General features: G+C 73.3%; 9 protein-coding genes. 4 read left to right on the forward strand and 5 right to left on the reverse strand.

Annotation, left to right across the window (positions count from 1 at the left end; translation table 11 throughout):
• The coding region (locus tag LCD35_RS22440; protein ID WP_225044792.1) for an iron ABC transporter permease at positions 1-718 on the forward strand (718 nt) is incomplete at its 5' end.
• Positions 715-1488 carry an ABC transporter ATP-binding protein gene (locus LCD35_RS22445; RefSeq protein ID WP_224959612.1) on the forward strand — a complete coding sequence of 258 codons (774 nt, stop codon included), beginning with the start codon at positions 715-717 and terminating at the stop codon, positions 1486-1488. The genes LCD35_RS22440 and LCD35_RS22445, both read left to right, overlap by 4 nt.
• Here the strand turns inward: LCD35_RS22445 and LCD35_RS22450 are convergent.
• Positions 1478-2344, reverse strand: a complete 867-nt coding sequence (locus tag LCD35_RS22450) for an LLM class flavin-dependent oxidoreductase (RefSeq protein ID WP_225044793.1) — start codon at positions 2342-2344, stop codon at positions 1478-1480. The genes LCD35_RS22445 and LCD35_RS22450 overlap by 11 nt on opposite strands.
• 392 nt (positions 2345-2736) lie before the next feature.
• Between LCD35_RS22450 and LCD35_RS22455 the strand changes: the two genes are divergently transcribed.
• Positions 2737-3315, forward strand: coding sequence for a TetR/AcrR family transcriptional regulator (locus LCD35_RS22455; RefSeq protein ID WP_224967250.1), 579 nt, complete (start codon positions 2737-2739; stop codon positions 3313-3315).
• A 180-nt stretch (positions 3316-3495) separates the two neighbouring features.
• On the opposite strand, the gene LCD35_RS30550 is transcribed toward LCD35_RS22455, so the two are convergent.
• Both LCD35_RS30550 and LCD35_RS22465 read right to left on the reverse strand, forming a co-directional pair.
• Positions 3496-5358, reverse strand: coding sequence for an Hsp70 family protein (locus LCD35_RS30550; RefSeq protein WP_225044795.1), 1863 nt, complete (start codon positions 5356-5358; stop codon positions 3496-3498).
• Between the two features lie 109 nt (positions 5359-5467).
• Entirely contained in the window at positions 5468-6268 is an 801-nt protein-coding gene (locus tag LCD35_RS22465; protein WP_224957469.1) for an IclR family transcriptional regulator, read from the reverse strand.
• Positions 6269-6780: 512 nt separating this feature from the next.
• Here LCD35_RS22465 and LCD35_RS22470 point away from each other — a divergent pair.
• Positions 6781-8109, forward strand: a complete 1329-nt coding sequence (locus LCD35_RS22470; protein WP_224957470.1) for an MFS transporter — start codon at positions 6781-6783, stop codon at positions 8107-8109.
• A 56-nt stretch (positions 8110-8165) separates the two neighbouring features.
• Here LCD35_RS22470 and LCD35_RS22475 read toward each other — a convergent pair whose 3' ends face one another.
• Positions 8166-8951 carry a 2-keto-4-pentenoate hydratase gene (locus LCD35_RS22475; protein WP_224957471.1) on the reverse strand — a complete coding sequence of 262 codons (786 nt, stop codon included), beginning with the start codon at positions 8949-8951 and terminating at the stop codon, positions 8166-8168.
• A gap of 19 nt (positions 8952-8970) precedes the next feature.
• Positions 8971-10356, reverse strand: coding sequence for an LLM class flavin-dependent oxidoreductase (locus LCD35_RS22480; RefSeq protein ID WP_308012564.1), 1386 nt, complete (start codon positions 10354-10356; stop codon positions 8971-8973).
• Between the last annotated feature and the right edge of the window lie 135 nt (positions 10357-10491).

Genomic DNA, 10491 nt, shown 5'->3' on the forward strand with positions numbered 1-10491 from the left:
GGTGTCGGCCGGGGCCTCCACGGGCGCGGTGTCGGTGGTGGTGCTGGGGCTCGGGGCCGGGGCGATCGGGTTGACCGCGGGGGCGTTCGCGGGAGCGCTGGTGGTGTTCGCGCTGGCGCTGCTGCTGGCGTCGGTCGCGGGTGGCGCCGCCGGGCACACCGTGCTGGCCGGAGTCGCGGGCACCCAGCTGTTCTCCGCGCTGACCTCCTACATCGTGATCACGTCGGCGGACGCGGAGCAGACCCGCGGGGTGCTGTTCTGGCTGCTGGGGTCGCTGTCGGGGGCGCGGTGGAACGACGTGGTGCTGGCCGGGATCGTGTGCGCGGCGTGCCTGGTGCTGTGCCTGGCCCGGGCCGGGGCGCTGGACGCGTTCGCGTTCGGCCAGGACGCGGCGGCCTCCCTCGGGGTGCACGTGCAGCGGTTGCGGATCGTGCTGCTGGTGGCGACGGCGCTGCTGGCGGCGACGCTGGTGGCCGCCGCGGGCGCGATCGGGTTCGTCGGCCTGGTGCTGCCGCAGGCGGCGCGGCTGCTGGTGGGGCCGCGGCACCGCGCGCTGCTGCCGGTGACGGCGGTGCTGGGCGCGGTGCTGCTGGTGTGGGTGGACGTGCTGGCCACCACGATCGCCGCGCCGCAGGAGGTGCCGGTCGGCGTGGTCACCGCGCTCGTCGGGGTGCCCGCGTTCGCCGTGCTGCTGGCCAAGCGGGGGAGGGTCTCGTGAGCCTGACCGCGAACGACGTGTCCTGGTCGGCCGGGGGAGCGCTGATCCTCGACGGGGTGCGGCTGCGCGTGGAACCCGGCCGGACCGTGGGTCTGCTCGGGCCGAACGGGTCCGGGAAGTCCTCGCTGCTGCGGCTGCTCGCGGGCCTGCGCCGCCCGGCGAGCGGGACGGTGGCGGTCGGTGACCGGACCACCGACCGCTGGCCGCGCCGCGAGCTGGCCCGGCGGGTGGCGGTGGTCGAGCAGCAGGTCGGCACGGACGTGGACCTCACCGTCGCCGAGGTCGTCGCCCTCGGCCGCACCCCGCACCGCAGCGGCTGGGGCGGGCGGAGCGCGGCGGACGAGGAGATCATCCGCCGCGCCCTGGCGCAGACCGGCCTGGACGGGCTGGCGCACCGGCGCTGGCACGGACTCTCCGGCGGGGAGCGCCAGCGCGCGCAGATCGCGCGGGCGCTGGCGCAGGAACCGGTGGAGCTGGTGCTGGACGAGCCGACGAACCACCTGGACATCGCCCACCAGCTGGACCTGCTGGCGCTGGTGCGGCGGCTGCCGGTGACCAGCGTGATCGCGCTGCACGACCTGAACCTGGCGGGGATGTTCTGCGACGAGCTGGCGGTGCTCTCCGGCGGCCGGGTGGTGGCGGCGGGCACCCCGCGGGAGGTGCTGACCGAGCGGACCATCGCCGAGGTCTACGGCGTCCGCTGCGAGGTGTCCGAAGTGGACGGCCACCCGCACGTCCGGTTCCTGCCGGAGTTGCCGGTCAGCGGATGAGCTCGTCGGCGACCCAGCGGGCGACCTCGGGCGGGAACGGCGCGGGCAGGCCCAGCACGACGTGGGTGAACCCGGCCTCGACCGCCGCGCCGATCGCTTCACGGGTCTCGGCGGGCCGCCCGTAGTCCACCGCCAGGTGGATCGAGCGGGTGATCTCCGCCGGGTCGCGGCCGATCTCGGCGCAGCGGCGGTCCAGCATGGCGCTGCGGGACTTCGCGTCCTCGATGTCGCCGCCGGGGATGTTCCACACGTCCGCGTGGGCGGCGACGATCCGCAGCGTCGCCGCGGCGCGCCCGCCGATGAGGATCGGCGGGTGCGGGCGCTGCACCGGCTTCGGGTTGCCGAACGCGCCGGTGAGCTGCACGTGCTCGCCGTCGAAGTCGAACGGCTCGTCCTCGGTCCACAGCCGCCGGATCACCGTGCACGCCTCGTCGAGCGCGCCGACCGCGCGGGCGGTGTCGTGGAACGGCATCCCGTGCGCGGCGTACTCGCGGCGGGCCAGCGGGTGGTCCGGCCGGGAGCCGACGCCGATGCCGAAGTCGAGCCGTCCGTCCGAGATGACGTCCACCGTGGTGGCGATCTTCGCCAGCACCGCAGGCGGCCGGAACCGGTTGCTGGTCACCAGCACGCCGACGCGCAACCGGCGGGTGGCGGCGGCGAGGGCGGCGAGCATCGTCCAGCCCTCGTAGACGGGGCCGTCCAGGTCACCGCCGATGGGCATCAGGTGGTCGAACAGCCAGGCGTGCTCGATCTCGGGGATCGCGTCGGCCTCGCGCCAGACCTCCAGGAGGTCGCGGTGGTGCAGGTTCTGCGGGGCGGTCGCGATCCCGAAGCTGGGGCGGGTGGAGTGCGTCACGGGGGATCCTCCGGTGTTGTCGAGTTCAATCGGAACAAAGTTCCGTTTAATTGGTGCAGATGTGGGATCGTGGTGGGCGGGACGGGCGCGGCACGGGTCGGCCGGCCGGCGGTGGTGGCATCCGCGGTCGCCGTGCCGCGGCTTCCTCGGCGAGGAGTCGCGGAAGTGCCGTTCTCCTCAGGTTCGTCGCACGGTGGTCGCTCGATCGCACCGGGTCCGCTCGGGGCGGGGAGCCGCGCCGGTGGAGCGCTCCCGCTCGCGCCGGCGCCGCGGTCGGGCGAGGCGTTCCGGTGGCCGTCCCGCTCTGGCATCATGGAACAACCGGAACCGCACTCCGGAAACTATACGGAACAGTGTTCCGCATGGCAAGTCCGCATCGGGAGGGGAGCACGGTGGGCGCAGACGACGGCGCGGCGCGGCCCAAGCGGGCGGACGCCCAGCGCAACGAGAGGACGCTGCTGGACGCCGCCGCCGCGGTGTTCGTCCGCTCCGGCGTGGAAGCCCCGGTGCGCGACATCGCCGCGCAGGCCGGGGTCGGAACCGGCACGATCTACCGGCACTTCCCGACGCGGTCCGACCTCATCATCGCCGTCTACCGGCACCAGATCGAAGCCTGCGCCGAAGCCGGACCGGTGCTGCTGGAGAGCTGCGCGACCCCGTACGCCGCGCTGCGGCGGTGGATCAACCTGTTCGTCGACTTCCTGGTCACCAAGCACGGGCTGGCGAAGGTGCTGCGCTCCGACGAGGACGGGTTCGAGGCGCTGCACGCCTACTTCCTGGACCGGCTGCTGCCGGTGTGCGCGGAACTGCTCGCCGCCGCCGCGCGCTCGGGGGAGATCCGCGCCGACCTGGAGGCCATCGAGCTGATGCGCGGAGTCGGGAACCTCTGCATCGGCGCGGAAGACGACCCGCGCTACGACGCGCGCCGCCTCGTCGACGTCCTCGTCGCGGGCCTCCGCGCCGCCTCCTGACCCCGAACCCTCACCGGCCTGAGGACGGCGGCCGAACGACCCGCCCATCCCCGGTTCCGACGAGGTGAGCGGCCCACCCGCCCCGGGTGGTCGGTCGAACGGGCCACTCATCTGCCGGTTCTGCCGGGGTGAGTGGTCCGCCGGCCTGGCGTGGTCGGCCGGGTGGGCCACTCACCTGGGTCAGCGGATGGTCGTGCAGGGTCTGGTGTCCGGGTCCTCCGCCGTGTCGGGTTCCAGGCGCACGTCGGAGAAGGTGACGTCCAGGCGCCGCTGCGCGGAGACCAGGAACGGCGTGTTCACCCGCTCCGGATCCAGGCCCGCCGCGGTGAAGCAGGTCAGCGGGATCTTCACCGTCGTCGTCCGCCCCACCGGCAGCTCCCCGAACAGCTTCGCGGCGGGCAGCGCGCCGGCGCACGGGTAGTGGCAGTGCTCGGCGATCTCCGCGGCGCCCTCGCCCGGTTCCGCGTTGAGCCGCGCTTCGAAGACCAGCGCGCCATCGCCGTCGACGTAGGGCGTCAGGTCGAGCGAACCCTCCGGGTTCGTGGTCTGCAGGTAGACCTGCGCGGTGGAATCCCCGTTCCACACCACCCGCATCCCGTCCCCGTCGGGGGTGGCCGCGATCTCGCCGGGGTGAGAGGCGCCCTCCGGCGGGATGGCGGTGCCGCTCCAGTTGCTGTCGGACCCGAGGTACCCGGCGAAGGACTCGGCGACCGCGCCGCCCTCGTACAGCGGCAGCGGTCCGCCGGGAGCGGTGGATCGGGTGGCGACGGCGAGGACGGCGACGAGACCGGCGACGACCACCGCGGCCGCCGCGATCGCGGGCCACCACCACTTCCGGCGGGACGGCGGCCCGGGAGGGGCCGCGACCCGGACCGTCGGTTCCTCGGGCGCCGCGCGGGGCGGGGGAGGCGGGAGCGGCGTGCGCGTCGTCGGTGCGTCGGCCAGGCCCGGCGTCGCGGCGGGTGCGGGGACGGGCTCGGGCCGCGGGGCCGGCCGGGCGGACACGAGCGCCGCGCCGAGCGCGACGGTGTACTTCGGGTGCAGCGTCACCCGCAGCGGCTTCCCGAACTCCTGCGCCACGAGCTGCGAGATCAGCGGGACCCGCGACGAGCCGCCCGCGAGCAGCACCGCCGAGAGGTCCTCGGTGCGCAGCCCGGCGGAGGCGGTGGTGCGGTGCAGCGCCTCGATGGTCAGCCGCACCGACGGCGTGATCATCTCGTTGAACTCCAGGCGGGTGATGGTGATCTCCCGGGTCCCGGCGGGCAGCGGGAGGCTCAGCCGCACGTCGGGTTCGGTGGAGAGCTCCTCCTTGGCGCGCACGCACGCCGCCTGGACGGCCGCGATCGCCGCCGCGGATTCCGGGTCGGCCGGGTCGAGCGCGCCCACCGCCCCGTCCAGCCGCTGGTCCACGTGCGCGAACAGCGCCTCGTCGAAGTCGATGCCGCCGAGGTGCTCGATCCCCTCCGGGGTGCCGAGGATCTCCACCTCCCCGCCGCGCATCCGCAGCACGGTGGAGTCGAAGGTGCCGCCGCCGAGGTCGTAGACGGCGATGATCTCGCCGTCGCCGAGCCGCCGTTCGCTGGAGTAGTGCGTCGCCGCGGCCTCCGGCTCGGTGATCAGCCGGAAGTCCGGGACGCGCGCCAGCCGGGGCACCTCGGTGAAGTGCTCGCGCCGGTACGGCCCCCAGATCGCCGGGTAGGTCAGCACCACCGAGTGCGGCGGCTCGCCGGAGATCCGGGTGACGGTGGCCAGCACGTCCCGCAGCTGCGCCGCCATCAGCGCCGCGGGGGAGTAGGTCGACCCGCCGAGCACCAGCGGCGTCGGATCACCCAGGCGGCGCTTGAAGTTCCGGCTGGTCGAGGCGGGGTCGCCCGCGGAGTCCGCCGCCGCTTCGCCGGTGAGCAGGATGCCGCCGTCGCCGCGCCGCGCCACCGAGGGCACGATCACCGCGGGGGACATCGGCACCATGCGGGTGCCGTCGGGTCCGCTGATCGCGGCCGAGGTGAAGGACGTTCCGAGATCGATCCCCACGCCGTACCGCACGCGCGCCCCCCTGAGTTCGGTGAAAGTGAAGAACGATCACAACTCGAGCGCGGGCAAGTCTATGCGCGGGTGCGGTATGCGCCCTACCTCCACAAGGGGGCAACCGGTGTCAGCCCGCGAGGGAGTCGCGCCAGAACAGCTCGGTGAGCCGGTCGGCGATCCGCTGCATGTGCTGCAGCGCCTCGGGGATCCGGGCCCGGCCGAAGCGGCTGCGCGGCCCGTTGAGGGTGAGGATCGCCACCAGCGTTCCCGCGCTGTCCCGGATGGGGCGCGACAGCGAGAGCAGTTCGTGCTCCAGCTCGTTGTCGATGATGGCGAAGCCCTGCTCCCGCACCTGCTCCAGTTCCTTGATCAGCGCGGTGCGGTCGGTGATGGTGTCCGGGGTGAAGGCTTCGAGCTTCTCGGGCAGCATCGCGCGCAGCTTCTCGGCGGGCAGGTCGGCCAGCAGCACCTTGCCGGTGGAGCTGGCGTGCACCGGGTAGTGCTGCCCGACGAGGTTGCTGGTGAGCACGCCCACGACGTGCGATCCGGCGGCTTCGGCGACCAGGTCGAGCCCGTCCTGCGCGTTCGGGATGGACAGCGTGACGGTCTCGTTGAACGAGTCGGCCAGTTCGTCCAGCAGCGGCTGGGCATGCGCGACCAGGCCCGCGTACGGGTCGGCGGAGCGGCCGAGCCGGGCGAGTTCCCAGCCGAGGACGTAGTGGGTGTCGATCCGGTCCACGAGCCCGCCCTGTTCGAGGCTGTAGAGCAGCCGGAACGCGGTGGGCCTGCTGAGCCCGGCGGCCTTCGCGAGGGTGGTGACGGTGGCGCCGTTGCGCGGCTGGGCGGCGATCTCGCGGAGCAGGCGCACGGCCTTGGTCACCGATTTGTTGACCATGCCGGTCTGTTCGGGCGTGTCGTCGTCGCCCATACCGCTTCCGCCTCCCGCTCCGGCCCGTTCCCGGGCCGCGCGGCCCGAGCCGTGCGGCCACCCTAACAGCCGCGTTCACTTCGTGGACGCGGTGGCGTGGTGGGGGTGTCCCTCCTGGTGGGCCCGGGGGAGGGCGCGGCCGGGTGCGCGGCGACCGGTACGGTCCGGCGCGGCGTTCCGGGCACGGGGGCGAGGCACGACGAGGTGCCGCGGCTGTCGGTGTTCGGCTCGGCACCCTCCGTGGTCGCATGGTGGACGTCGTGTCCGGTTCCGGTGTCGGCTCGTTCGGTTCGCCGACCTGGGCGGAATCCGGAGATGTGCGGTGGATCCTTGACTCCGCCGCCGATTTCCCGAAGGATTCTCGGCCGTTGTGTTCACATGGTGAACGCGCTAGGGGCTGGTCGGTGCCGCGCGTTCATCCCCGACCGTGCGGCCCGCCGCCGCACCTCCGCGCACCCGCCGCCGCGCACCGACCGCGCTCGCGGGTGCTCCACCAGGAAGGAAACGCACTGGTGACCACCACCGCAGTCGCCGCCACCCGCACGCCGGAGGAGCGGAAGCGGTTCCTGATCCGGCTGACCCTCGTCGTCGCGGGCGGCATGTTCATCGACGGGTACGTGCTCGGCATCGTCGGGACCGTGATCGGCGCCATCACCACCGACCTGCACATGTCGGTCTACGGCGAAGGCCTGATCGGCGCCGCCGCGCTGATCGGCATCTTCGCGGGCGGGCCGCTGGGCGGCTGGCTCGCCGACCGGTTCGGGCGCAAACCCATGTTCACCCTCGACCTGGCGCTGTTCGTGGTGGGTTCGGTACTGCAGTTCTTCGTCGACTCCAGCTGGCAGCTGTTCCTCGTTCGGCTGCTGATGGGCGTCGCGATCGGCGCCGAGTACTCGATCAGCTGGCCGCTGATGACGGAGTTCGCCCCGGCGCGGCTGCGCGGCCGGTGCCTGTCGTTCGCCGAAGTGGCCTGGTACATCGGGTTCGTCGGCGCCTTCATCGTCGGCTTCGCGCTCACCGCGGTCGACGCGGACTGGCGGCTCGTGCTCGGCACCAGCACCGTGCCCGCCGTGATCCTGTTCTTCGGCAGGCTCGGCGTGCCCGAATCGCCGCGGTGGCTGATGAGCAAGGGGCGCACCGAGGAGGCCGAGCGGATCGCCGCCACCTGGATCGCCGACCGCGCCGACCGCGCGGACATCTTCGAGGAGCAGCAGCGGCCCGGCCGGTTCGGCATGCTGTTCTCCCGCGAGCACTGGCGCTCCACCACGTTCATCTCGGTGTTCTGGTTCTGCACCGTCACCCCGTACTTCGCCATCGCCACCTTCTCCGCGAGCGTGCTCGCCCGCTACGGGCTCGGCGAGGACGGCCTGGTCGGCGCGATCGGCGTCAACGGGGTGGCGCTGGCCGGTGTCGTGGTCGCCTGCCTGCTCATCGAGCGGGTCGGGCGCCGGATGCTGACCATCCCGCAGCAGTGGGTGTGCGCGGTGGTGCTGGTGGTCATCGCGCTGTGGTCCTCGGCGCCGCCGGTGCTGGTGCTGGCGTGCTTCCTGGTGTTCGCCTTCGCCAACGCGATGTGCACCGGGTTGACCGGCGTCTACCCGGGCGAGGTGCTGCCGACCGAGCTGCGCGGCCTCGGCACCGGGTTCGCCACCGCGGTCAGCCGGGTCGGCGCCGCGATCGGCACCTTCCTGTTCCCGTGGTCGATGCAGGACCTCGGGCCCGCCACCACGATGCTCGTGGCGGCCGGGATCTGCGTGGTCGGTGCCGTCGTCTCGCAGGTGCTGGCGCCGGAGACGACCGGGCGCGCGTTGACCGGGATCTCCACCGCGGACGAGGACTAGCGCGCGCGGCGGGGTTCCGGGTGCGCCCCGGAACCCCGCCGTCACCTGCGCGGAGGTCACTCGGTGATCTCGAACTCGACCGTCCCCCAGCCGGTGAACTCACCGGCCCAGTGCCCGGCCCGGTCCACCGGCACCGCTTCCAGGCAGCTGCCCGGCAGCACGACCTGCCCGGCCTCGAACCCGATGCCGTAGTCGGCGAGCCGGTTGCACAGCCACGCCGTCGCGGCCAGCGGGTTGCCGAGGATGTTGCGGGTGTTGCCCGCCATCACCTCCCGGCCGTCGAGCCGCAGTGCGCCCCTGGTGTCGCTCAGCCGCAGCTCGGTGAGCCGCCGCGGCGTCCCGCCGAGCAGCACCGCCCCGGTGGAACCGTTGTCCGCCACGGTGTCCGGCAGCGAGATCGCCCAGTCCTGCACCCGGGAGTCGATGATCTCGATGGCCGGCATCGCGCAGTCCACGGCACCGATCACGTCGGCGACCGTCACGTTCGGCCCGCGCAGCGGTGTCGCCAGCAGGAACGCCGGTTCCAACTCGACGAACGGGGCGATGAACCGGTCCCGCGCGATCGGCACGCCCTCGGGTTCGAAGCCGCTCGCCAGCAGGTACCCGTAGTCGGGCCGGTCCAGCCCGAACGCGGCCTGCATGGCCTTGGCGATGTTGCCGAGCTTGTAGCCGACGATCCGGTCGCCGCCCGCGACGGCCAGCTCGGCGTTGTGCCGCTGCACCGCGAAGGCGGAGTCGGCGTCCAGCTCCGGCCACTTGGTGGTCGGCGCGGGCACCGGCGTCCGGTTGGCGCGCGCGTCGCGCAGCAGCGTGGCGACGTCGCGGATGTCCTGGTCCTGCACGGGAAGCCTCCTCCGGTGGTCAGATCGCGGCGGCGAGCTGGGTGCGGCCGGTCTTGCGGGCCGGGTGGTCGGCGGGCAGGCGGACGGTGCCGGGGCCGTGGAGCTTCTCGCGCAGGGTGCGGCCCTCGTACTCGGTCCACATCACCTCGCGGCGCTGCAGCTCGGGCACGACGAGTTCGGCGAAGTCCGCGATGTCCCGGTACTTCACGGCGTGGCCGAGGTTGAAGCCGTCGATGTCGGCCTCGTCGATCCAGCTCTGCAGCTCGTCGGCGACGGTCTGCGGGGAGCCGACGATGGTGGGTCCGCTGCCGCCGATGCCGATGAACTCGGCGATGTCGCGCGGCGTCCACTCCTTGTCCGGGTCCAGCTTCGAGAACAGGTCGACCATGGTCTGCCCGGCGTCGGTCTTGACGTGGCGCAGCGGCACGTCCGGGTCGAAGCGGGACATGTCCAGCGCGGTCCAGCCGCTGTAGCGGGCCATCGCGCCGGCGTAGCTGACCAGCTTGCGGTACTCCTCGTGCTTGGCGTGCGCCTGCTCGTCGGTGGGGGCGACGACGACGTTGAGCATCTGCAGCACCCGCAGCGATCGGGGGTCCCGGCCGAACGCGGCGGCCTCGGCGCGCAGCGCGTCGACCTGGCGCCGCAGCGAGGTCTTGGACAGCGAGTTCACGAACACGCCCTCGGCGTGCGCGGCCGCCAGTGCGCGGCCCTTCGAGGACCCGCCCGCCTGGAACAGCACCGGAGTGCGCTGCGGGGACGGCTCGCACAGGGCGAAACCGGGCACGGTGAAGTACTTGCCGCGGTGGTCGATGTCGTGCACCCGCGACGGGTCGGCCCACATCCCGCGCTCGGCGTCGCGGACCACGGCGCCGTCCTCCCAGGAGTCCTCCCACAGCTTGTAGCAGACCTCCAGGTGCTCGGCCGCCACGTCGTAGCGCTCGTCGTGCGGGGTGAGCAGCCCGTTGCCGAGGTTGCGCGCGGCGCTGCCCGCGTAGGAGGTCACCAGGTTCCAGCCGATGCGCCCGTCGGTGAGGTGGTCGAGGGTCGCGAACTTCCGGGCCAGCGCGTACGGGTGCTCGTAGGTGGTGGAGCCGGTGAGCCCGAACCCGAGGTGCTCGGTGGCGGCGGCCATCGCCGAGATCACCAGCGACGGGTCGTTCGCCGGCAGCTGCGCGGCGTCGGCGAGCGCGCCGGCGGCGCTGCCCTCGTAGATGTCGTGGTACCCGGCGTTGTCGGCGAAGAACACGCCGTCGAAGCGGGCGTCCTCCAGCATCTTCGCGTACTCGGTCCAGTAGCGGACGTCCTTGTAGCGCGAGCCCTGGTCCTCGGGGTGCCGCCAGAGCCCCGCGGACAGGTGCGCCGGGCCTTGGAAGTCGAAGGCGAACAGTCGAATGCGGCGAGACATCATCGGCTCCAGTTCGGTAGCGGGGCGTGCCGGGGACCGGAGCGGGGGGGGGGGCCGCCCCCCCCCCCCCCCACCACGCGGAGGGGGGGCGGCGAGACCCGGGCCCCCCCCCCCGGCGCCCCCCGGGCGCGAAAA

It is taken from the genome of Saccharopolyspora sp. 6V, from assembly GCF_020176785.1.
Classification (GTDB): Bacteria; Actinomycetota; Actinomycetes; order Mycobacteriales; family Pseudonocardiaceae; genus Saccharopolyspora_C; species Saccharopolyspora_C gregorii.

Excerpts from the sequence above, each read along its gene's own strand:
- LCD35_RS22465 (WP_224957469.1), bottom strand. The coding sequence starts at position 6,268 with ATGGGCGACGACGACACGCCCGAACAGACCGGCATGGTCAACAAATCG.
- LCD35_RS22480 (WP_308012564.1), bottom strand. The coding sequence starts at position 10,356 with ATGTCTCGCCGCATTCGACTGTTCGCCTTCGACTTCCAAGGCCCGGCG.